Genomic DNA, 23,887 nt, shown 5'->3' with positions numbered 1-23,887 from the left:
TACGTACATTTTAGGAGTTATTTCTTACATAAGCTTTCATAATTCCAATCTTGCTGCCAACAGACTCTCCATATGGGCGAATCGTATATCTACCGGTACTTGCCGGAACGATGAAGGTTTCCGCATAATGTACAACGAATGGTTCAAATGCACCATCTTCACTTTCTACAACCGCTTCTCTGCCTTCTACCAGATTCAGCATATTGACAGTACCCTTTGTATCATGATGAGTGATGGTTTCTGTCCAGTATCTTCTGGTTTCAATAAATTCCAGCTCATGCAGACCGGTATGCTCTTCCACATAATCCTCTGTACGCTTCACCTCATGAATGGCATTGACAAGGTTTTCCTCACACCATTTTGTTGTGCGGTCCCACTGAATAACTTCCTTGCCATGCTCCACATGTACCGGTCTCGGTCTTCCATCCAGACCTACACGACCCCAGTCCCACAGCTTGAAGGTGAAGATATACGGCGTTGCACTGATTTCCAGAACCATTGCCTCGCTTCCGGAACAGTGGCAGGTACCGGCAGGAATCAGGAAATGATCATGCTTTTTCGCAGGGAATTTGTTAATGTACTTTTCTGCATCAAAGGTGATTTCTCCTTTATTGGCACGGCGCAGATCCTCAATCATCTGTTCCTGATCAACCCCATCCTTTAATCCAAGGTATACGCATGCACCCTCACCGGCATCCAGCATATAGTAGCTTTCATCCTGCGTATACTGCATACCGAACTGCTTCTTGATATATTCTGTCAACGGATGTACCTGCAGACTCAGATTCTGACCGCCCATGGTATCCAGGAAGTCAAAACGAATTGGAAATTCTGCACCAAAGCGTGCATACACCTGATCTCCCAGTAACGGCTTTGGCTGATACAGCACAAGATCCATCGCAGGGATTTCAACAACGGCATCCGCAAATTCCAGATACAGGGAGTTTTCTTCCGGTACACCGTCAAAGCTCCATGCAAAGTTGGATTTTTCACGGTCAAGGTCGCAGACCTCCTTCATCCACTGTCCGCCCCATACACCTGGATCGAAATATGGAACTGTACGGAACGGCTGCTGTGCGATCTGCTTCAAAGCGTCGCGCAAAGCAGTACCTGGAATCATTTTCGGATCATTTGCCTTATTCGTATCAATCAGCCAGTCGATATCCTCAAACAATGACATTTTGTGTTTATCGGCAATACGCCACTCGATGAAGAAGCCGCGTTTGTTCTTGCGCAGAGGATCCTCATCGTAATTACTGCACTTATAATTTCCCATACCTGCGCGATAACGCATCTGGATTTCCCAGCGTGCCATATCGAAATAGACCAGCTTATCCCCCGAATTTACAAGAGATGCTCCAAAGCCGTAAATAATCACCAGACCATCGGCAGTCTCTACCTGCTTCTTCGCAGCCTCCAGCTTTTCCATATCGATAAAGTCGGAAACCTCACCATAATACATCTTACCAAATACACGGTCATCGGTAAGGATATATTTCAGCTGCTCTGTAATTGTCTTTTCTTCTTTGAATACATCCAGCATATTGATAAGCAGTGACGGCTGCAGCTTTTCCAGCTCCGGCAAAATTTCTTCATCGCGTACACCTGGGTAAACATCACAGGTTACGATGTATTTTCCGGATGGTATTTCTTTTTTCAAGGTGTCTAGAATATTGCTGTAGCCGACAACAGCAGCCTGTTCATGTCCTTTGATTTTTGTTGTTGGAAATTTGTTATAATTACTTTGCATTGTTAGTCCTCCACTTTCTCAAAACGTAGCGTTCCTTCTTCTTTATATACACGGTATCCAAATGGCTGTTTTTCCACAGCGGCATAATCATGACCGGCATCACATGGCCAGCAGGCTCCGATTTTCATCGGCTCCTCCCCTGTATTGATCAGGCGGTGTGCCAGATGTCCGTCAATGTGATGCAGTGAACCCGGATAGGTTTTCTCCGCCCATGTGGTTCCATCCTCGTCCATCAGCATCAGTAGTCCCTCACCGGAAAGGCAGAAATAAAATTCCACACATTCTCTGTTTTCGTGCCAGTGCCCACGGGTCATATTGCACTCACCGTTTACAAGCACGGGATACAGCACGGTCAATCCCCAGTTCAGATTACCTGCACGCTTTTCGTCTCCCTGTGTATAGTGATATACCTCATACATCAGTGTATCATCTTTAAGCTCAGCATTCGTACGATAAAAGCCCTTCGCATCCTTGTACAGCTTCTTTGAGGTATTGACCTCACTGCCTTTGATTACATCCTGGAAATCATGGATTACTTTTGGTTCTATAATGTTCATTTATGAAATGCCTCCCATTCTTTTTCCTTTAGCTGCGGTTTTGATACAAACAGAAAACGGTCTGGATCCTCAACAAACTGTGTATAGATTGGTTTTCCCGGCTCCAAAGCAAACTGCGGGTATGCATGTGCAGATATCACATGCAGCTTTGCATGCTTATAAGCAGGATTTATTTCCCAGGTAATATTACCTTCCTTCACGATTGGAAAATAAGCAATCCCATGATGAGCACGAACATCCTCATAATCAAATCCGAAATCACGAACGCACCAGGCACCAAAGGTCAGTGGCTTTTCCACATTGGCATTGATTGTCGCATGTACCCAGCCCGGTGGAACGATTACGACTTCTCCTGCCTTTGCGTGCACTGCATAACAGTTTCCTGCATCATCCTTACCATATTCCTGCATATAGATAAATGCCTCTCCATCCCATATCTCATAAACTTCACAGGTTGACGACTGACAGGAAGGGGAAATTGCATGAATATGCCCCTGCGAGCGAACCGGCTCCTTACCGAGTGTTCCCTTTGCATAGGTCACTGCCCCATACAGAAGATTACGTTCCTCAATCGCTGCTTTATCCTGCTTTCTTCCTACATCCATAACAATGCTGTAAAGTATTTCAGGCCCTGTACAGGTTGGATCCTGCAGGGAGGAGCGAATTGCTTCCAATGTTCTTTTCTCCGGCTGCGGCCCAAACACATCATCACCGTAAAGGAATTCCATATCCTGCGTGCGGCTTTCAATATCAAATCCCGGATAAAACTCCATATAACCACCTCCTAGTTGTTATATCATTATGTCAATTACACTTGTATTGTAACTTTTTTCTGTTTCTCTGTCAACCGGTAAAAAGAAAAAAGCTGTCAAAATTCTGACAGTTATTGTTCTTTACGAATCAGACGCATTTTAAACTTGTTGCGATCTCCGCGATATTCCGCAATGGAATATTCCACAGGCTCATCCTGCTCTGTATAAGCTACCGTTTCCACATGCATTAAAACGCCATCCTCCTCCATATTCAGAATCGTGCGTTCCCGCTGCCCGGCTTTTCTTGCCTCGACGCTGCGATCTACATAGGCAACCTCTGTCTGATAGCGGTGGGAAAGGATATCATATAAGGAAGCCTGTTCAAAATTCTCCAGCTCGATTCCCTGAAATCTCTCATATGGAACAAAGGTATTCACAAGCACCATTTCCTCCTGATCTGCATAACGAAGTCGCTGCAGATAAAATACCCGCTCACTTGTCGGATAGACCTCACTGCATTCCTCTGGTTTCTTAATCACCTCGCTGATAATGACCCGTGTGGAAGGTGTTAAATGCAAGGAGCGCATTTCCTCATCGAAGCTGCCCAGCTTCTGAAAGAAGTACCCTTCAATTTTCGGACGGGATACAAAGGTTCCCTTTGCCTTATGCCGGGTAATATACCCTTCATTGATCAATTCGGAAAATGCCTGACGTACCGTCGGACGGGAAATATCCAGCAGCTCGCAGAACTCCGCTTCGGTTGGCAGCTTATCCCCTGCCTGAAAGATTCCCTGCTTCAATAGCTCCACCAGCTGTGTTTTAAGTTGAAAATACAGAGGTACCGGTGATGCCTTGCTGATAGTAAACTGCTTTGCGATTCGCTCATCCATAGTGTCCGACTCCTTTTTACAATATCTTAATTATAACGGATTGCTTTCCGTTTGACAACTTTTGTTCACAATGTTATAATGTAATTACATTAAAGGAGGACATCTTATGGATATCAATACACTAACGGAACAATCACTCGCTAAATATTTAGATCATACCTTTTTGAAGGCATATGCAACAAGAGCCGATTTTGAGAAGCTGTGTAAGGAAGCACGCGAGCTTGGCACTGCCATGGTCGCTATCAATTCCGCACAGGTGCGCTTATGCAAGGAATTACTGGAGGGCTGTGATGTACATGTAGGTGCAGCCATATCCTTTCCTTTAGGTCAGACGGTGCTGGATATCAAGGTAAAGGAAACAGAACAGGCAATCGCGGATGGTGCCGATGAGATTGACTATGTAATCAATATCGGAGAAGCAAAGATGGGACATTGGGAGTATATTGAAGAAGAAATGCGTCAAATCACAGAAATCTGCCGCACACATCAGGTAATCAGCAAGGTTATTTTCGAGAATTGCTATCTGGAAAAAGAGGAAATCAAAAAGCTTGCGGAAATCGCAAAAAGCGTAAAGCCGGATTTTATTAAAACAAGCACCGGATTTGGAACCGGAGGAGCCACGCTGGAGGATGTGCGTCTGATGAAGGAAACCGTCGGTGATGATGTAAAGGTCAAGGCTGCAGGCGGGGTACGTGACTGGGAAACCTGCAAGGCGATGATAGAAGCAGGTGCTGAGCGCATCGGTACCAGCAGCTCTATTCATATTTTAGAGGGCTTTCGTGCTGAACGGGGGGAATCACTATGAAAAAAATCGTAATTACGGGTGGAAACGGCTTTATCGCTTCCCTTGTCAAAGAGGCGTTACACGATACCATGGAGATTGTTTCCCTAACGAGAAAAGATCTTGATTTAGGAGATATTGAAGCCGTTCGTAAATGGTTTACAGAGCATGCCTACGATTATGTATTCCATACAGGCGCCATGGCACAGACAGCTGATTGTGAGAATTATCCCGAGCTGACACACCGGATCAACGTGGAATGCACGCAGGAAATCGCAAAAGCATGTCAGGATAAAAAAGCTCGCCTGATTTTTATCAGTACCGAGCAGTGCTTTAACGGGAAAACCGAGGCAGGGCCGTTTCATGAGGATACGCCGCTGTGCTCTGTTACCGCCTATGGAAATCACAAGGTGGAGTGTGAGAGGTTCATAACCTCAATGCTGGACAGCTATGTCATACTGCGCTTTTCCTGGATGCTTGGTATGAGCCGTCCGGGGATCAAAGCGTCACCGAATATCATCCGCAATGTCATGAATGCTGTATTTTATCAGCAGCCAACGAAGTTCACCGTGAACGAAATCAGAGGTATGACCTATGCGCAGAAGCTGGCAGATGTATTCGATAAAATCCTGGAGCTGCCAACAGGTATATATCACGTTTCCGATACAAACACACACAATACGTATGAATCCGCAAAGATCGTAGCACAAAAGCTGGGCTGTACACAGGAACAGATTGATGCGTATATCCTTCCAAATCATGAGCGGTATGCAGACCGGTTCCGGGATTATCGACTGCATACAGACAAATTGAAAGCACATGGTATTGATTTTGGTTCCTTTGAAGAAAACGTAGATGCCTGTCTGAAGGATTTTGGATGGATGAAATAACCCATAGTCCCTATGTAAACAGCACATATAAATAATAATATTGACAAAGAGATTTCTAAGCTATGACTGTAATAGAAGAAATCTCTTTTCACATACGAAATACAAATTCTAAAAAAGAAAAGGACAGACGAAATGAAAAGAGCGAGATGCCAATGCATTCCACTTGCGATCTACTGCAAGCACCTGTACACGTTTCGCGTTCCTACACTTCAAATTTACCTAACTGTGATACTGCCATGTTTTCAAAGGAGAGATTATCAGCTGTTTTTCATGCTTGCATTCAGCTTTTCTTTCCCTGTTATAATTCATAATCAATACCAGCTTCATGATTTTAATCATACGCAGGTAAAGAATACTGTTATCGTGAGCAACGCTATAGCATATCTTACAATCTATGCTATTTCCCTGTGTTTTACGCATTGACTACAGTAACTTTTATCCTTTACTTTATTAAGAAGATGACGAATATCACTACGAATTCAAATCAATCAATGATATAATAGCCCTATTGGAGGAATTATTTATGAGAATAGCTTATTTAGTACATACCGATAGAAATTATGAGGAAATTATTGAGCTTGTTAATCAGCTAACCAAACAGGAAGATCATGTTTTTATTATGATCAATGATAATGACCTGAGAGATCAGATTTTCTTTGTATATGCAGACTTTCCACGGGTACACATCTCCAAACGTCAGGAATACGGACAAAGTGGTGACCTGTCACTCGCCAGAGGAACGATTATTCAGATGAAGGAAGCTTTGGAAATTGGTGGATTCGATTATTTTATCAATTTAACCGATGGTATGATGCCTGTAAAACCAAGAACAGAAATCATTTCTTTTCTAAAAGAGAACAATGGAAAGGATTTTTATTATGTGAGCTGTGATGAGGATCAAGCATTGAGAAAAAAAGCAGATCGTTATTATCCTTTCACAAATATGCTGGCTTTTCCAACAAGCAAGTTTATCCGTGCTTTATCAAAGGGCACTGCCGCTATATTTGATTTGCTTCATATCAAACGGAATTTAACAGATCATTACAGTATCGGTAGTCCCTGGTTTATGTTAACAAGAGAAAGCGCCAATACACTTGCGGAAAATTTCAGTTATGTTGCGGATACATTTAAGCTGGGCTGGTACCCTGAGGAATATTACATTTCCATGATGATGCAAAAATTCGTTTATGTGGATGGCAAAGAAGATACGCATATCAACAAGGATTTACGTGCTGTAGGGCCGGATGGCTGCTGGAAGGAAAGCAGTGATGCTGCACCGCTTACTTCAGAAATTTTATTTCAACATCCCGAAGCATTGTTTGCGGCTAAAATAACAACAACTGATAATTTATCTGTATATAGTGATTACTTTGATATTTATACAAGGGATTATACAGATCATGGTGAAAGAGAAAAAAAATATGAGGATCCTGATAAATTGATCGATTCATTATTAAATAAAAAATGATGTATCTAAAAGCTTTATTGCCTTTATGACGTTTACTCATAAAGGACGATGTGCAGTAAAGCATACGTAGTCCAGATGGAATAGCTATGACGATTATGAAGTCTGCTATTGCCCTGTTCCTGCTCTATGCGTCCTCATTACGATATGATGGGGAAATCGTGAATAGTAGTTACCGCTGATATTTCATAAAGGATACCGATACAGCCTTATGATTTTCATTGAAGAACGGTAAATGATGTGTCTGTAAAAAAACGAAAGAAGAAGGAATGCTTCTATAGATAATAACTCGAGCTTCCTTCTTTTTTAGTACTTCCTTTTCAGTAAATGATCATTCGTTATCCGTCATTTATATCCACTTCTGATTATTTATACGTATTCTAAACTGTACAAGGGCTGCATATCTTGTATGGTTTTTTCATGTGTATGAAACTGCATCATTCAAAGAAACAGTACAAAGAACGTATCAGACGCTTTCTCCTATTATAATGACAAAAACAGGCATACATGACGTGTTGCGTCACAATGACCTGTTCTTACTAAAATTCATAAACACCTTAGGCTCTTAAAGTATCATATTTCTGCAAGCACCAGGCAATTATTTATTTAATTGTACCTTATCAATCAATTTGAATACATATTTCTTTGAATTGTTATAGCTGATATATAGCATAACCGTCAACACTCCTGTAATGATTGCCAGGACAAGTGCAATCCACTTTAATACATCTCTTATTCCCTCAGCCATTACAAGAAAGTTATCATGCAGTCCTGTGAAGCCCCAAAACGCCACAGCCGCAAACAGTATAAAAAACAAGAAACAGGATTTTGCTCTTTTTATGAGCTTTCTTGTCATTAAATCACGATAAGCGATTTCTTTTTTTAGTTTTTCCTTTTCTGATTTTGTCATAATGTGCACTCCATTTCATAAAAACCATAAGCTTATTATATCATCATTTGCTTTTTAATCAATTTAAAAAATCACCCCTTTTGGGAGTAAGGGATGATTTTGTATGAATCGTATAAATTACCCAATGAATCCTACAACAGATCCAAGGAAACCAATTACAACGAACAGTAACAATACTTTGATTGGTGACATATTCTTTTTAGCCATTAACCACCAAGCAAATAATACGAATACCATTGTCAGAACTTTCGGGAATGCACCATCCAAGTTGCTCTGCAGTAATACAGGTTCACCTTCAGAGTTTGTAGCAATCTGTAAAGGAGTTGTAATGTTGATCCAAGATGCTGCCATCGCACCAACGATTACCTGTCCCATAACGATTACAGACTCACGGAATGCAGTAGCCTGCTCACCAACAATCAGCTCAACAGCAGAACCACCAAGCTCATATCCTTTGTCATATACGAACTTCTGGAAGAAAATAGAAGTAACGTTCCAAACAACAATGTAGAATAATGGACCTAAAATAGAACCACCTTCAGCTAAACCAACTGCAACTCCCAACAAGATAGGAATATACGTACCAACGATCAGGGAATCACCGATACCTGCCAAAGGTCCCATAAGACCTGCACGGATACCATTGATCATTTCATCATCAATACCTTCAGCACCATTAGCACGTGCTTCTTCCAAACCTGCTGTGATACCAACTACCATACATCCAATCTGAGGCTCAGTATTGAAGAATGGATAATATGTCTGTAATTTTTCCTGCTGTTCTTCCTTTGTTTCATATAATTCCTGAATAATAGGAAGCATAGACCACATGTAACCCCAAGTCTGCATATGTTCATGAGAGAAGCAAGTTAAGTTACCATACCACCAACGCCAGAAAGAGCTATTTAACGTTTTCTTAGATATTTTTTTCATAACTAAATATCCTCCTCATCATCGATTGCACTAGCACCAGCATTAGCAGCACCAGCTTTTGTCATTACCAACTGATAGTTAATCAGTGCAAATACAGCACCTACTGCTGTAGCAGCAAGTAAGGATAAGTGCATAGAAGCTGCCAAAGCAAAACCAAATACAAAGAACAATAAATCAGAAGCCTTTGTAATAACAGATTTCAACAGAATAGCGATACCTACTGCAGGCAGTACAGAACCAACTGCCAGCAATGCTTTTACATACCAAACATCAACATTCAGTACAGCAAACAGATCAGCAACTGCTGTAGATCCATAGTAGCACAGTAATGTACATGGTAAGAAAGATAATACGAAGTGTGAAATCAGTGGGAATAAAGCATCAACTTTACCGATGATACTGAAATCACCCTTATCCAGTCTTGCCCATCCAATGTGCTGCCATATAAGGTTCATCATAGCTGTTCCATAGAACAATGTGATACCGATAACACCAGTCATGGCAGAAATCGTAGAAGCAAGTCCCTGTGCGTCTGTACCGCCAAAGTCCCAGCCAGCTGCTTTAGCGCCTACATAAGCAAGAGGAATACCGATATAAGATACGGCACGTAAGTCAGATGCAACAGTTCCACCTGGAGTTACCAATGCGATCCACATAACCTGCATTGGGATACCAACCTGAATACATCCCTGGACATCACCTAAGATAAGACCAACGAACATAGATGCGACCAATGGTCTGTTCAGAGTATAGTTACCTACGGTAGTACCTAGACAAGCAATCGTACTAGCTGCAGTACAACTCATAAGACCAATTAAAATTGCTTGAAGCCAACTCATAATAATTTCTCCTTTTCTTTATAAATGAATCGTAATATATAATCTAATTTAGCTACAGCCTCCCAATGCTAGTAACCAAATTTAGATCTGAATTTATCCCATGTACCGATGGAAGTTTCCTGCAACAATGCAAATTCAACGGTATATCCGGCATTTGTCATTTCTTCAATTGCCTCAGCCTCTTCCTGAATAATAGACTGATTCTGTCCTAATTTAACAGCACCTGGACGATCATTGCATGGGCCAATGACTACACGTTTCACATCACTTGGAATGAATTTGTGATCAACAAGAATCTTTTTCATATCCACTGGATTTTTCGTAATCAAGAAATATCTCTTATCGCTTTTCAAAACAGTATCTGCTTTTTCAAGGAAATGTTCCAGTGTCCATACAAACACTTTTTTATTTGTTGAAGCTTTGAATGACTGCGTTAATACAGGTGTCGTAGCTGCCTTGTCATTTACTGCGATAATACCATCGCATGGAAACTCTTTTGACCAGCGTGTTACAATCTGACCGTGAATAATACGGTCGTCAACTCGAATAAAACTAATCATGTTCTATAACCTCCTTAGTTAAATGTCATCTTCTGCGTCGTCACTGCTTTCCATAACATATTCTGTTAATCCGGCATGACCCTCACTCAGCAGAGTTTCTTTCAGCATCTCTGCATCGTCAAAATTATCTTTCATCAATACGGCTGTAATTGCCAGCGGCATATTCATACCTGCAATCACAAGTGTGTTCTGCATCAGGCCTTTTTCATCAAGAACAGCCAGTGCATTGGTGAATGGAGATCCACTCAGGATGTCAGCCAGCAGAATCACACTGTCATCAGCCTTCAGCGGCTCTACAAGAGCTTTGAAATTCGCAGCGAATTCATCAGCGCTCATATCAGCCTTCAGACTTGTACTCAGGACATCATCACGATCGCCTGTCATCATTTTGACAGCAGAATGTAATCCCGGTGCAAATTCACCATGACTTACCATAATCACGTATTTCATTTGTCGTCCTCCTTTTTTTCACGGACACAGAACAAAACTCAGGTGAGTAAGACCAAAAAAATATTTTGGTTTCGCAAACCAAATCCTTTTTCCTCATCACCTTATGCAAATACCTATACTTAACAGTACAGACGATATTCTTGTAAAATCGTCTGTTTTTTTTGTGTTTTACATCAAAAACAGGGATTTTCCAGAATGTCTCATAAGGTATACTATATGAGATGGATGTTTTTCTTCTAAAACATCCTTTTTTTTTCGTTTTTTCAGGGAAATATTTACGAAATGCAAAGAAATTGCCTATATACATAAATGTATACGTTTTGAAACACAAGACCATACCAGTTCTGCCTGTGTTACGTAAGGATTCCATTCCGAAGTGACCAGCTTTCGTTGAAATGTAATCGCTTACCTCCGCTATTTACATTGTAATCTTACACCACGTTCCCCATAATTTCAACTGTTTTGATAAATTTTTCTCACATAATTACAAATGTAATCACACAATTTAACCAAAAAGCTGGCTCCAGAATAGAAAAAAACGCATATTTACAGCGATTTTTAACACTGCATGCGTTTTTATGTGAACATTGTGTGAAAATTTTATCTTACGAAGCTTATCAGGATACGTGCCTTTCCAATAATTTCTATATCATCACAGCCTGCAGGCACAAAAATATTCTCCGTGAAGGCAAAGGAAAGCTCTTTTCCCTGATAGCGGATTGCACAATCCGCAGAAACATTGCTCAGGCAGTAAAAACGCTTCTCATCTTTTGGAAGCACATAGCTTTCCGCCACATCGACAAGCCGTACACTGAATTCCCTGCGATCCACCAGCATTTTCTCCTCTGTATGCGCTGTTATAGGAAACGGAGAGGCAATCTTATTGCAATGCAGAGAAAAATCTGCGACATCAAAGCACTTTTCAATATGCAGCTTACGTTCCTTGCCGGAAGCATCCTTGCGGTGATAATCATAAAAGCGATAGGTGGTATTGGAATTCTGTCCGATTTCCAGTGCCAGGATTCCCTTGCCAAGCGCATGGAGCATTCCGGCATCGATACAAACAAAATCTCCTGCCTCTACCTCAACCTTGCGTACATACTTCTCTACCTCACCACAGGCAACCGCCTCTTTGATAACTGCCGCATCGGATGCAGTCGTACCAGCAACCAGCGTAGCACCTTTATCTGCCTGTAAAATATACCAGGATTCCGTCTTTCCTTCATCATGTTCATGCTCTCTTGCATATTCATCATAAGGATGCACCTGAATGGACAAATCCTCTGCCGCATCCAGATAAGCAAGGCGCAGCATCTGATGCAGCTCTTTTTCCCCCAGGATTGCTGTTGGGTCGGTCTTAATCAATTCATCCAGTGTCTTACCGGCATATTCCCCGTTTAGGATTACATTTTTAGCATGGGGATGCGCACTGATTTCCCAGCAGGTACCCATACCCGTTTCCTCTAAGCCACGCATTGTCGTCAATCGGTCGTTTGCCCATATGGTTTTATCATATACAGGCTTTAATTTCATAGGATACATAGTGTCTACCTCTTTCTTTACAATCGTATTATACAATGTGGAATGCAGAAAATCAATATATTGTAATTACATTATAACATATTTTTGTATATTATTTAAAATCAATTGCACAGATATTGTTATATTGTTATAATAATTAAAGAGGAGTGAGTTTATGTATGCATCTGTAATCACTGACCAGATTGATGAGGATCTGGAAACCGCCTTACGTATAGCCAAGCTTTACGGCTATACGCACGTAGAGCTGCATAATGTTTTTGGTAAAAGTATTGAGGAATGCAGTCTTAAAGAAATCAATACCATACGTACATTACTGAATACCTACGATATGAAGGTTTCCTGTATTGCCAGTACCGTGTTCTTTCTGTGTCCGCTTATGGAGCAGGATACCGTAAGTCTGTTCAATCCGGCTTTCCATGCTATCGAAGGGGACGTCAGCACACATTTGCGATATTTAAAAAACGCATGCCGTATTGCCAAGAAGCTGAATTGTCCAAGGGTTCGTATTTTTCCGTTCCGCTTCCCTGATAACCGTCCACCGTACTATGGTACCCAGGAGCATATTGCACGAATTATGAAAAATGTACGCCAGGCTGTGCGTATTGCAGAGGAAGAACATGTGACACTTGTTCTGGAGAACTGTCCATACTCCCATCTGCCAAAGGGGCATATGAGCATTCAAGTAGTAAAGGCTATAAAAAGCGACTATCTAAAGCTGCTCTGGGATCCTGCGAACAGCTATCGTGCCTACAAGGAAAATGTACCGCCGGAATATCTGACCTTTTCACTGGAGGAGGAGCTGCAGTATATTTATCCGTGGATCGATCATATTCATATCAAGGATTACGCCTATGATGAAGCACTGGCAAAACCGTTTCGTCATGTTGCCTTTGATATGGGAGACATTGATTTTATGATGATTTTCTCCAATCTGCGAAAATACGGATATGAAAACGCCGTATCCCTGGAGGCGGAAACCGAGTATAACGAAACACTGGAGAGCATGAAGCGGATGCAGGACTGGATTTCACTTGCAGATCCTGCCTGATGAATGCTCAGACCTTATGCTCTGTTTCCCAATCACAGGGCTGAAACGGCAAAGACTTCAAGGACGCACGGCAAAAAATGCTGCGTCTTTTTTTTCGCGGTTTACAGCGGTGATTATACCTGCATGCCACTCTTCCTGTGGCAGGATTTGTAAGATCATTATGTTTTCACTGCATCTGAGGCTATATCCAAACAGGTTCCTATATTTTCAAAAAGCGACTTTTCAATAGAAAATATCTGCTTTATGGATACCATAAGAGGAATTGTACACGTCAAATCACCCGCGTATAATCAGCTTAAAGCAGTGCTGCTTATAACGGCATCTGATTGAATGTACACGCATATATTTATCATTTGTAAATTACAAAAAAAACAGTTTGTATAATACTTGTGGCATCTGCTTCAGAATACAATGCGGCATGTATTAAAGTTTCCAAATCAGCGGCTTGGAAAGCACAAATAATTGTTCACCAGCTATCGGGACGTTCCCACATGAAAAGGATTCGCACAACGCGAATCCTTTTTTTCATTTCCAATTCATTTCCATTATCTCAGCAGAAATTGAATACCTAAAAATATGAACAGAATAATAAGCGGCAATCCCAAAAGGAACAAATAGGAGTATTTAACCTTATGAACGACCTTATTCCAATTTTTCTCTTCAAAATAATAACGGTCTTCCTCCGTTCTCATAATAATACCGGTTTCCATCAAATTGGCAATCGTATAGGCGATCACAGCCGTTGACAGTCTAAGGTTTTTAAAAGCATCGTAGCCTACCGCTGAATCTGCTGTATACGCATTGTTTTTTTTCAGTACATCCATAACCATCCTGGCAGATGTCTGTCCTGCCGTATTCTTTTTTGTAGCCATAAAACCACTCCTTTAACATTTCCGTATGTTGTTTGTACTCTATTCTATAACGAAAGCGACTGCTTCTGCAACACTTTTTACAACATGTGCCGCTTCCTTTTGTACATATTCCTCTGCAGAGGCCATGGCAAAGCTCATAGGTACTTCATGAAACAGGCTGATATCATTGGCTCCATCACCGATAACAGCAACCTCATCCCTCTTTACCTGCAGCAGCTTCAGCAGCTCCAGCAAAGACTTTCCTTTGTCAATTCCCTTGCGTGTGATTTCTATATAGTCAAAGGAGGTTGGCAGGATTTCGTACTGCTTACCAAAGGTATCGCGCAAAACAGGAAGCCAGGCATCCGTACCTTCCTTTGTATATGTATGAATGCTGATTTTCACGATCGGCTCCTGTTCTGCCTTCAGATAGTTCAGCAGATCACAGGAAGAAATCGTACCCAGATAGGCGAGTGTTTCCTTTACCTCTTCCCATTTTTGCGCTGTGTAATGATCCTTCATGAGATAGAAAATGCCTTCTTCATTGCATACAAACGGATTGACCTCATCCAGATGATTTTTTAGAAACTCCATGATTTCCAGCGTATCCTTTGCAGCGATATGCTCCTCCATGACCTTGCTTCCGCCAATCCAGATAGAGCCTCCGTTGTTTCCAATGATATCGCACTTTGGCAATGCATAGCGCTGAATCAGACGCCGGCAGAACCCAACATCCCTGCCAGTCACGATACCGAATGCGATTCCATGCTCCTGCAGCTTTTGTATCGCCTGCAAGTCCTCCTCATGAATCGTCCCCTGCACATCCATCAGGGTACCGTCAAGATCACTTAGAAACAGCTTCATGGATACATCCCTCATCAATCAGACCGTAATGCAAAAGTGCATTGGCAATTCCATCCTTGCTGCACAACCCGGTAACATAATCCGCAGCGTCCTGAACCGCGCTTCTGGCATCTCCCATCGCGACACCGATTCCACAGGCACGAATCATTTCCAAATCGTTATAATCGTCCCCAAAGCTGATAACATCCTGCATTTCCCAGCCCATAGCCTCACAGATATGGGCAACGCCGGTTGCCTTGTTATGCGTTCCGTTGATATCGTAAAAGCTTTCATCAAACGGTGTAAACAGAAACTGCGGGAATTTTTCCTTCATCATCGCCAAATCGCAGTCCTCTATCTTCGCCACCGCTGCCAGCGGCATAGTGGACTGCTGATAGCCGTCAGACTCGCGCTCATCCACCAGGATATCCAGTCTGCCTAAAAAATTCTGGAGCATATTCGCAATGCGCTTGTAGCCGTGATAGCAATGTGCCGCATCCTGACACTGGAACATCAATGCATTGTCTGTCCGTTTAAAGGCACGGATCAGCTTCAGCGTCTCCTCCATGGTGAAGCTGTAATGATACAGAACCTCATGCTGAGCATTGCGCACAAACGCCCCGTTACTGCATACGAAATAATCAAACTTCACCTGCTCCAGCAGACTTTGTTCCATAGCAAAAGGAGGTCTGCCACTGGCGATTGCCAACCTTACTCCCTTCCTTGAAAGCTCATTGAGAGCTTTTACACACGATGCAGGCACCCTTCGGTTCCCTTTCGTTACCAGAGTTCCGTCAACATCAAATACCGCTAGTTTTATCATAGCTGCCTCCTCAGATTCATTTTTTGTTTTTCTTACGTTTCTTCCATTTTTGATAGCAGTCCTGCAGATACGCCCCCATCTTTTTGGATACGATCACATGCTGCTGCTCCACTGTCAGTATATCAATATTCTTAATCATGGATTTCATAGGATTCATAGACAGGATAGAACGGTAACGATAATATGCTTTTTCAAATACAAAACCGTCTTTATCTACGATAGCTCTGCGCTTTACGACAGAATCCAGCGCCATTCCTACACAAATAATTGCCAGCATTACCAAGGCAACACAGGTATAGGAATCATTTTTTGTATGCTTGTCTAATACAAAGACACTGACTATGCCGATCAATGCAATACTTAAAAACAGGATCAGAGCAAGCGTATAATGATTTACCATCGTATAACCATCCTTGTGCGTTTCCAGATATTCTTTCCGCACTTTCTGATTGGCTATGAACAGACGTACATTCTGTACCATCAGATAAATCCCGTAGCATAGAACCAGTGCACTGACAATATAATCCATTGTATCAAAATTAACCATATGAACTCTCTCCTCACATTTCTAATTCGTATTATACACTATTTTCTCACAGAAATTAAGGAGCTTGTGCGAACCGGTTACATTTGTTAATCCAGCCGCTTGTATAAAATACCAAGACCCAGCGGAATAAAGCCGCTCAGTCCAATCAGTGCCAGTGTCAGATCTGCCCCAAGTGAGGAGACCATCGCCCCGGCAATCACCGGAGTAATTAACAGGGAGAGTCCCACATAAAAGGCGGAGGCAATCGTCTGACCGCTGCTTCGCAGATGGATCGGCGTGGTATCATCCACCAGCGTCTTGCTGGTTATCATAATCAGCGGATAGGTGATACACTGCATCAGCGTTACCACAATCATCATTTCCGGGCTCTGTACCACGGCATAGCCGAGAAAGCGGAGAATGTACATGAAGGTACCAAACATCATCAGCTTATAATCGCCAAACTTCTTTAACAGCCACGTTCCCGCAAAAAACAGCGGCAGCTCAGTAAAGGCCTGGATGCTCCATCTCGCACCGACCATACCTTCCTTCGCCCCCAGTGCCATCATTTTATCCACCGTCGTATAGATATCCGCCGTGGCTATTACATTGATGAACAGGAAAATCAGAACAACGACAACATATTTTTTATCCAGCAGCAGCTCCTTTAAATCCGATGCATGAATCCCACCGCTTTTTTCCACCTTAACCGCATCCTGCATAAACATAGTCAAAACAATATTCAGCACAGCGAGTCCTGCGAAGACATAGCCCAGTGCCGGATAGCCGTAATGCTCGACAACCAGGGCGCCAATCGGACTGCCAATCATCCAGCCGATTGCTCCAAACGCACGAATCGGCCCAAAATTGTTACGGCAGGTTTCACTGGTTTCCAGCGTCCAGGTATCCTGTACAGCCAGCGTGGTACGAAACATACCGCCAACCAGTGAAATAAAAATCAGATGCAGAAAGAAATTGCGCTGTGTCACCTGATACATCACCAGGGTAGACAGAACAAAGACGATCAGACAGAGATTGAAAAACCGCTTATCTGTTTTATATTTATCACACAGATAACCGATGAAAAATTGTGTAATAATAGCAACGACCGCAGTTCCAGACAGGATGATGCCGCGCTCAACCACATCATAGCCGACATACTCCAGAAAGGTTTGCATATAACCATACGGCAAAACAAAAGCGATATAGGACAGAAAGTAGAACAGGCACAGCATGGCCACATTTTTCTTTTGACTTCGCATAGATTTTCTCCCTTTTTTATAGAAAAGGACTGGCGAATCGTTATCCGCCAGCCCGTATTGATGGCGATCCCATCAGATTTTTATAAATTCTGCACCATGAAAGAAAACGGACGACAGTCTCCCTTCACACGAGTGGTCATATCGCTTGTGCAGAATTCTGCGTATCCTGCTTTTCTTATTCCATATTGGCATGTCTGCCGAACATCGTATCGGAATCCTTGCCTCTGCGCTCCATCAGCATCATCACAGCGATATCCATGAAAATCCCCTCGCTTTGTTCAAACAGCGATCCCATCGGCTGAATGGATTTAATATCCCCCTGCTTTGCACTCTTAGGGGAAGGTGCACTGATTTCAATCACAACATCCGCCATGCCTGCGATCGTAGACTGGGGATTGATGGTAATCAACGCAACACGCGCTCCCATTTCCTTTGCCTTTGCGGCATGATTCACAAGTGATTTTGTTTCACCGCTACCGCTGCATACGACCAGAACACCGCCCTTTTTGATATTCGGTGTACAGGTTTCCCCAACTACATAGGAGGCAACCCCCATATGCATCAGACGCATGGCAAAGCCCTTTACCTGAAAGCCGCTTCTTCCGGCACCAGCACAGAAAACCTCCTCTGCCTCATCGATCAGCTCAACAAATTTTTCTGCTTTTGTCTCATCAATGGATGTCAGCGTATGTGTCAGCTCGTTCAATACAATGCTGGCATATTCCTTATTGTTCATATTCGTTTCCTCCTATTTCAGATGCTGCTTCATTTCCCTTGCGGCTGCCGCACGATCAGCGGCATTGCAAATAGCACCTCCGACAACGACAACCTCCGGATTTTGCTCTGCAATCGTATCCACCGTCGCCAGCTTCACACCACCGGCTACTGCCGATTTCGCATGCTGGATAACACGGTTGACGATCATCAGCTCATCCAGCGGATTTTTCCCAGTCTGCTGAACATCGAATGCTGTATGCACACAGATATAATCCACACCCATGGCATCCACTTCCTTTGTTCTGGTTTCCAGATCCTTAACTGCAATCATATCAATCATGATTTTTCCATTGTACTTTTTCGCAGCCTTTACAGCTCCCAGAATGGTCTCATCATTACTTGCTCCCAGCACGGTAACGATATCTGCTCCTGCCCGGAATGCTGTTTCCGCTTCCAGCTCTCCTGCATCCATAATCTTTGCATCTGCCAGAATTTCAATGTCTGGGAAATGCTGTTTAAATTCTCTCACCGGGCGCATACCTTCCTCGATGATAAACGGTGTCCCAACCTCCGCAATATCAACACTGCCCTTTGTTTCCGCAAGCAATGTCATGCACTCATCGAGTGTCAGGGTATCCAGTGCCAGTTGTAATTTCATAATCCTAGTTCTCCTTTACCATAATCAGTTGTCCGACCTCGCTCACGCACTCCTGCTGTCCCTCCTGCAGCTCGTTGGTAATCATGACATCATAGTCTGAAAACTTTGCGAACTGATATGTGGCTGTCTTTGTGAATTTACTGGAATCACAAAGCAGGATGTTTTTTCTGGAATGCTCCAGAATATGGCGGTTGACTTCCGCATGCTCCATGGAAAAGGTCATTGGCCCATCCATGTCCATAAAGCCGTCACAGCCCATAAATGCGATGTCGATCCGAACCGTATCAATAACATTGGTGGCATAGTAGCCGACAAATGCACGTCCTTTTTTCTGAAGCTTTCCACCTGTCATAATCAAATCCAGACCGCTGTCGCAGATAATATCCGCAATCGGAAGGGAATTGGTCAGTACGGTGATGTTTTTCTTCAGACGAAGCAGCTTTGCCAGCTGCAGACAGGTACTTCCCGGATCCATATAGACAATGGCATCATCCTCAATGAACTCCAGAGCCTTGCGGGCAATCAGCTGCTTCTCCAGCGTATGCTCCTGCAGCTTTACATCGAAGGGAAGCTGATAATAGGCATTGCGTACGACAGCACTCCCATGCTTTTTCGTCAGCACACCGCGCTCCTCCAGCACCTTGAGATCCTTGCGAATCGTTTCCGTTGTCACATCCAGCTGCCGGGCCAGCTCCCCGACCCGTACCCGGCCTTCACCGAGAACCCGCTGATACAGCGCATTGCGTCTTGCCTCACTTGCCTTTGACATGCACTTCACCACCTTTGCACATGGTTAGTGTACGTTTTTCTCTGCATATCGTCAATCTGATTTCGCAGATTTCCAAAAAAAGAAGCATAAAAATTTGGTTTTAAGACGAAAAAAAGCCAAAAATCGCAAAGTTTTGGTTTTTGTCCTTTGAAACATAATCTTTTTTGTTGACTGTGCTATAATACTCTTGGTTTAAAGGAGGAAATCGCATGAATTCTTTTGACTTACATATGCATTCCTGTTACAGCAATGATGGTGAATTTTCACCGGAGGTGCTGATACATATGGCCAAAGAGGCCAAACTGACAACGATCGCTTTGAGCGATCATAACACACCGAAGGGAATTGATGAAATGTGTTCCTTTGGAAAAGCTGCAGGCATCCGTGTGATTCCTGCTATGGAGTTTGATACGCTGTTTGAGGAGCTGGAGGTCCATGTGCTCGGCTATGGAATCGATTATACACAGCCGTATTTTCAGGAGCTGTATGCCGTATTGGATGAACGCAAGAAGGCAGTGCACTTAAAACGGGTGGAAAAAATAAAAGAGGTTTTCGACCTGGATATCGATGCACAGGCGCTGTTAAAGCAGTATGCAGGGAAAAATCCGTTTCCGGATATCGTCCATCACATCATGGAGCAGTATAAGGATAAAGAGGAATTTAAGGAGTATCAGCCGGGCGGAAGACGCGCTGATCCGCAGCCGGTAAATTTTTACTGGGATATGTGCAGTGCCCAGAAGCCGTGCTATGTCCGTGTGGAATATCCTTTCCTAAAGGATACCGTACAGCGAATTCACGAGGCTGGGGGAATTGCCGTTCTTGCACATCCCTGGCTGAATTTCTATCAGGAGGAGGGACGCCTTGAAAGGGCGTTAAAAGAAGGCATTGACGGAATTGAGGCCTACAGCAATTATCATGAACCAAAGCATAACCGCTATTATGACAGCTATTGCAGAAAGCACGATGTCCTCATGACCTGCGGCAGTGATTTCCACGGTAAAATGAAGCCGAAAATCCGTATGGGAGAATACGGCTATGAAAAAGAGGATGGAGAGGAGCTTCTGCAAGCCTTTCTAAAGCGCCTTAACCTGCACGACTGACAATTCCATTCAAGAAGCACGAAACAAAAGCAGTCTGTATGCAGAGAAACCATTTGAATCCAATCGTGCTACGCGATCAGCAAGCTATTATAAGCCTTAGCTGCGTATACTCAGTTTTCCAAGAAGAGTGCGCAGCTTTTTCTTTTTCTCCTTAGGAAGGCTTTTGATATAGGCAACAAAGTGAATTTGCCACGCCTGTTCCTGTTCAATTTCTGCCAGATAACGCTCGTCAAGCTTCCATTCCTCATGAAAATTACCACCCTGGGGATGTAACAGCTTCAGCACAACGGCAAGCTCTTCAATCGAAAGCTGTGCAAAATATACAGCGTATTCCCCCTCCATGAAAATATCATTCTCCAGTAAATCCAGCAGATCATATGCGCTGAGCTTTTGTGTATTCAGATATTGTATTTTATCCTTAAGATCAAGGCGCTGCTGCACCTCATCAAGCAGCTTTAGAAAATCATCTTCCTCTCTCCCCTGTGTCAAATCTATCGTATAGCTGTCATTTTCTTCCTCGTCATAGATAAACAGTGCATAATCATCATAGACAAAGACCTGCAGCTGTGACAGAAGCTGTTCCTCAAACAGCATTAGATATTGTGCTATTTCTTTTCCGATCGCAGTTTCTACAGCAAGATTTGCCTGATGAACGGCCTCCTTTAGCGAGCAATGCTGCAGAATAGCGCGCAGACGTTCGATATCCTGTCGACTAAACAGCAGTGTCGCATGTTGAAACAGCACCAAAGAGGCAAACCAAGGATACCAGAGAAGCTCACACAAATTCAGGCTGAGATATGCAACCTCCACTCCCTTCTGCCGTTCATATCGTCTGATAAATTCCGGAAGTTCTTTACGAAAATATTCACAGAAAGAATGCTCCAGGGAAAATCGTTTCAGATAATATTGTACCAAATCTATCCCATCCAGGTGATACATATCATGAAACAACGGTATACCATCCACCAGCGGATAGTCCAGATCTTCCAGGGTATGGCTGTAGTACAAGATCCCTTCATAGGCAGTTAGCTGCTTCAGATATGCGGGAAGCTGTTCATCCAGGATGCTGTTGTAGCGCTCATTCGCAAACGGAAGCCGTTTTCTACGTAATTCATAAAATAGATTTTTAATATCCTGTTCCTTTTCCTGCAGGATAAGGATGCCGCGTTCAAAGACCACATCTATATCCAGTGTACAAAGCGCCCCAAGCTCCTCCTGTTCAAACCCCTGCAAAAATATATAGCTGATGGTATCCAGAATACGCTTGTAATCACGGCTGCTTACAGAAGTACTCTGCCTGTGATTTTTCAGCAGCACAAGCTCCTGTGCCAGATGTGCGCATTGTATCAATAGATATTCTTTTCGTGCCTCACTGATTTTTCCTGTCTGAACAGCTTCCTCCAATAAGGCATAAAGTGTACTGTGCTGTACACCCTTAACGAATACATCGTTCATGCTTCCTCCTTCCTGCTGCGCAGATGCTGCATGACAGCTTTTGCGAGCTTTTGATCAATTTCCCCATGATGAAGAAGGTATTCCTCATATAGTATTTCACAGAGTATTTCATCCGATACCTGCCAGTCTATACTGCTTCGGATATGGTAATACAGTACAATGCTCTGTTGAAACAGGGATAGATACGTTTGCTGTGCCATATAGGGAGAGTTTAAAAACGGCTTCAGGATATCAAAGATACATTCCCTGCGTGTTTCCACCCAGCGATATCGCAGCAGTGCCATTTGTTGTACCCGATACAGCTCCTTCATTTGTTCATTACTGAGTGTGAATCCTATGCAGGCAAGCTCCTGCTTCAACTCCAGTTCCCCCTCCTGCAATGCCTTCAGCGTGTGTTGTTCTCTCATTCGCATACCTCCTAAACAATGGTGTCTATTAGATATACCATAGGCGGCATATGCATACAAGACTGGAAAAATCCGCCGTTTTGTGGTATGATAAAGCTAACGATGAAGGAAAAAGGCATACGAAGGTATGTTTTTTTTGTGTTCCTGATAAAGCTGACGGGAATACCGTTTCATATGGAATTGATAAGGGAAGCTATCATTTTTTATATAATCCGGGTAATTTCTGTTTGATGTGTGGAATACATTACATAAAGCCTTACATTTTTGTGATAGTGGAATGCTTGTGAATATGGTATAATGTACATGCTGTTGGGAAGGTGCGAAACATTATGAAACATTTACCAAATATACTGTCCGTAGTAAGAATCGGCTTGTCATTTCTTCTACTGGCTCTGATAAAGCATACAACACTGTTTCTGATTGTCTATCTCATTATTGGGATTACGGATATACTGGACGGCTGGCTGGCAAGAAGGCTGCAGGTGCAAAGCGCACTGGGTGCACATCTTGATTCCATCGGAGACCTTGCTTTCTATTGTATATCACTGTACATTGTATTTTTTCAGATGCAGTTAAAAATCATGAATCTCATATCCATGCTGGTGCTGTGTGTCTTTGTGCTGAAGCTTGCGGCTTTGCTGTTAACCAGGTGGAAGCATCATATATGGGCAAGTATGCATACGATTGGCAATAAGCTGACCGGATTGCTGCTGTTTCTGCTGGTGCCGCTTTGTGTAATTACAAACAGTCTGCCACTGATTCCGGTGGGGCTGGTCATTGCCTGTTCCTACCTGGCGACATTTGAAGAAATGCTGCTCATCCTTTCACGCAACACCTATGATATCAACACAAAATCTCTATTAAAAAAATAGAAGGGCCTGCAAGAGGCTGCTGTATACATATCCACTGCCATATAACAGGGCTCATATCGGCAACTAGACGATTTCTTATATCGTCTTTTTTGATTACATCGCCATGGAGCTGTAAAAGGTGTTCTTTTTACGCAATCCTTATGAATACTGTTTTGGGATGCATTACTATGGCGCTGTAGAAAAGTTAAGGTGTTTTTTTTCATACGCTTTATGAGCACCTGCTTTAAAGCTGCACAA

At 42.9% G+C, this 23,887-nt stretch carries 26 protein-coding genes; 6 read left to right on the top strand and 20 right to left on the bottom strand.

The window, feature by feature from the left end; genetic code table 11:
• Positions 1-10: 10 nt before the first annotated feature.
• From GKZ87_04170 to GKZ87_04155, 4 genes are all read right to left on the bottom strand, one after another.
• Complete coding sequence (locus tag GKZ87_04170; protein ID QSI24760.1) at positions 11-1,750, bottom strand: mannose-6-phosphate isomerase; 1,740 nt, start codon at positions 1,748-1,750, stop codon at positions 11-13.
• 2 nt (positions 1,751-1,752) lie between these two features.
• Positions 1,753-2,307, bottom strand: a complete 555-nt coding sequence (locus GKZ87_04165) for a cupin domain-containing protein (GenBank protein QSI24759.1) — start codon at positions 2,305-2,307, stop codon at positions 1,753-1,755.
• Positions 2,304-3,080 (bottom strand): glucose-6-phosphate isomerase, encoded by a 777-nt coding sequence (locus GKZ87_04160; GenBank protein QSI24758.1) that lies wholly within the window; start codon positions 3,078-3,080, stop codon positions 2,304-2,306. Before GKZ87_04160 ends, GKZ87_04165 begins: the two co-directional genes overlap by 4 nt.
• A 110-nt stretch (positions 3,081-3,190) precedes the next feature.
• On the bottom strand, positions 3,191-3,949 hold the full coding sequence (locus GKZ87_04155; GenBank protein QSI24757.1) for a UTRA domain-containing protein: 759 nt from the start codon (positions 3,947-3,949) through the stop codon (positions 3,191-3,193).
• A gap of 106 nt (positions 3,950-4,055) precedes the next feature.
• Here GKZ87_04155 and deoC point away from each other — a divergent pair, with 106 nt between their 5' ends.
• The 3 genes from deoC (at position 4,056) to GKZ87_04140 (ending at position 7,088) form a co-directional block, all read left to right on the top strand.
• Complete coding sequence (gene deoC, locus GKZ87_04150; protein QSI24756.1) at positions 4,056-4,754, top strand: deoxyribose-phosphate aldolase; 699 nt, start codon at positions 4,056-4,058, stop codon at positions 4,752-4,754.
• The gene (locus tag GKZ87_04145; GenBank protein ID QSI24755.1) at positions 4,751-5,620 is read left to right on the top strand and encodes a sugar nucleotide-binding protein; all 870 of its coding nucleotides are present in this window, start codon (positions 4,751-4,753) and stop codon (positions 5,618-5,620) included. The genes deoC and GKZ87_04145 overlap by 4 nt, the downstream gene beginning before the upstream one ends.
• Positions 5,621-6,143: 523 nt before the next feature.
• Positions 6,144-7,088, top strand: coding sequence for a glycogen branching protein (locus GKZ87_04140; GenBank protein ID QSI24754.1), 945 nt, complete (start codon positions 6,144-6,146; stop codon positions 7,086-7,088).
• Between the two features lie 595 nt (positions 7,089-7,683).
• Here the strand turns inward: GKZ87_04140 and GKZ87_04135 are convergent.
• The 6 genes from GKZ87_04135 to GKZ87_04110 all read right to left on the bottom strand — a co-directional run bounded on the left by GKZ87_04135 (position 7,684) and on the right by GKZ87_04110 (position 12,319).
• Complete coding sequence (locus GKZ87_04135) at positions 7,684-7,995, bottom strand: hypothetical protein (protein ID QSI24753.1); 312 nt, start codon at positions 7,993-7,995, stop codon at positions 7,684-7,686.
• 117 nt (positions 7,996-8,112) lie between these two features.
• Complete coding sequence (locus GKZ87_04130) at positions 8,113-8,928, bottom strand: PTS system mannose/fructose/sorbose family transporter subunit IID (GenBank protein QSI24752.1); 816 nt, start codon at positions 8,926-8,928, stop codon at positions 8,113-8,115.
• Positions 8,929-8,930: 2 nt separating this feature from the next.
• Positions 8,931-9,767: a PTS sugar transporter subunit IIC gene (locus tag GKZ87_04125; protein QSI24751.1), complete on the bottom strand. Its 837-nt coding sequence runs from the start codon at positions 9,765-9,767 to the stop codon at positions 8,931-8,933.
• Positions 9,768-9,835: 68 nt separating this feature from the next.
• Positions 9,836-10,327: a PTS mannose/fructose/sorbose transporter subunit IIB gene (locus tag GKZ87_04120; protein QSI24750.1), complete on the bottom strand. Its 492-nt coding sequence runs from the start codon at positions 10,325-10,327 to the stop codon at positions 9,836-9,838.
• 18 nt (positions 10,328-10,345) lie between these two features.
• Entirely contained in the window at positions 10,346-10,777 is a 432-nt protein-coding gene (locus GKZ87_04115; GenBank protein QSI24749.1) for a PTS fructose transporter subunit IIA, read from the bottom strand.
• Positions 10,778-11,377: 600 nt separating this feature from the next.
• A complete protein-coding gene (locus tag GKZ87_04110; GenBank protein ID QSI24748.1) occupies positions 11,378-12,319 on the bottom strand; it encodes a mannose-6-phosphate isomerase in 942 nt (313 codons plus the stop codon).
• Positions 12,320-12,473: 154 nt separating this feature from the next.
• Here GKZ87_04110 and GKZ87_04105 point away from each other — a divergent pair, with 154 nt between their 5' ends.
• Positions 12,474-13,367: a TIM barrel protein gene (locus GKZ87_04105; protein QSI24747.1), complete on the top strand. Its 894-nt coding sequence runs from the start codon at positions 12,474-12,476 to the stop codon at positions 13,365-13,367.
• Between the two features lie 545 nt (positions 13,368-13,912).
• On the opposite strand, the gene GKZ87_04100 is transcribed toward GKZ87_04105, so the two are convergent.
• The 8 genes from GKZ87_04100 to GKZ87_04065 all read right to left on the bottom strand — a co-directional run bounded on the left by GKZ87_04100 (position 13,913) and on the right by GKZ87_04065 (position 19,816).
• Positions 13,913-14,239, bottom strand: coding sequence for a hypothetical protein (locus GKZ87_04100; protein ID QSI24746.1), 327 nt, complete (start codon positions 14,237-14,239; stop codon positions 13,913-13,915).
• Between the two features lie 39 nt (positions 14,240-14,278).
• Complete coding sequence (locus GKZ87_04095; protein QSI24745.1) at positions 14,279-15,082, bottom strand: Cof-type HAD-IIB family hydrolase; 804 nt, start codon at positions 15,080-15,082, stop codon at positions 14,279-14,281.
• Entirely contained in the window at positions 15,063-15,884 is an 822-nt protein-coding gene (locus tag GKZ87_04090) for a Cof-type HAD-IIB family hydrolase (GenBank protein QSI24744.1), read from the bottom strand. Before GKZ87_04090 ends, GKZ87_04095 begins: the two co-directional genes overlap by 20 nt.
• A 16-nt stretch (positions 15,885-15,900) precedes the next feature.
• Positions 15,901-16,431 (bottom strand): hypothetical protein, encoded by a 531-nt coding sequence (locus GKZ87_04085; protein ID QSI24743.1) that lies wholly within the window; start codon positions 16,429-16,431, stop codon positions 15,901-15,903.
• An 86-nt stretch (positions 16,432-16,517) separates the two neighbouring features.
• Complete coding sequence (locus GKZ87_04080; protein QSI24742.1) at positions 16,518-17,672, bottom strand: MFS transporter; 1,155 nt, start codon at positions 17,670-17,672, stop codon at positions 16,518-16,520.
• Between the two features lie 175 nt (positions 17,673-17,847).
• On the bottom strand, positions 17,848-18,408 hold the full coding sequence (gene hxlB / locus GKZ87_04075; GenBank protein ID QSI24741.1) for a 6-phospho-3-hexuloisomerase: 561 nt from the start codon (positions 18,406-18,408) through the stop codon (positions 17,848-17,850).
• Positions 18,409-18,420: 12 nt separating this feature from the next.
• A complete protein-coding gene (gene hxlA, locus GKZ87_04070; protein QSI24740.1) occupies positions 18,421-19,047 on the bottom strand; it encodes a 3-hexulose-6-phosphate synthase in 627 nt (208 codons plus the stop codon).
• Positions 19,048-19,051: 4 nt separating this feature from the next.
• Complete coding sequence (locus GKZ87_04065; protein ID QSI24739.1) at positions 19,052-19,816, bottom strand: DeoR family transcriptional regulator; 765 nt, start codon at positions 19,814-19,816, stop codon at positions 19,052-19,054.
• A 209-nt stretch (positions 19,817-20,025) separates the two neighbouring features.
• Here GKZ87_04065 and GKZ87_04060 point away from each other — a divergent pair, with 209 nt between their 5' ends.
• Positions 20,026-20,916: a PHP domain-containing protein gene (locus GKZ87_04060; GenBank protein ID QSI24738.1), complete on the top strand. Its 891-nt coding sequence runs from the start codon at positions 20,026-20,028 to the stop codon at positions 20,914-20,916.
• A gap of 96 nt (positions 20,917-21,012) precedes the next feature.
• On the opposite strand, the gene GKZ87_04055 is transcribed toward GKZ87_04060, so the two are convergent.
• On the bottom strand, positions 21,013-22,371 hold the full coding sequence (locus GKZ87_04055) for a hypothetical protein (GenBank protein QSI24737.1): 1,359 nt from the start codon (positions 22,369-22,371) through the stop codon (positions 21,013-21,015).
• On the bottom strand, positions 22,368-22,778 hold the full coding sequence (locus GKZ87_04050) for a hypothetical protein (protein ID QSI24736.1): 411 nt from the start codon (positions 22,776-22,778) through the stop codon (positions 22,368-22,370). The genes GKZ87_04055 and GKZ87_04050 overlap by 4 nt, the downstream gene beginning before the upstream one ends.
• A 329-nt stretch (positions 22,779-23,107) precedes the next feature.
• On the opposite strand from GKZ87_04050, the gene GKZ87_04045 reads away from it, so the two are divergent.
• A complete protein-coding gene (locus GKZ87_04045) occupies positions 23,108-23,650 on the top strand; it encodes a phosphatidylglycerophosphate synthase (protein QSI24735.1) in 543 nt (180 codons plus the stop codon).
• Positions 23,651-23,887 lie beyond the last annotated feature (237 nt).

Source organism: Erysipelotrichaceae bacterium 66202529, from assembly GCA_017161075.1.
GTDB lineage: Bacteria > Bacillota_I > Bacilli_A > Erysipelotrichales > Erysipelotrichaceae > Clostridium_AQ.
This window is presented reverse-complemented; position numbering and strand designations above follow the sequence as displayed.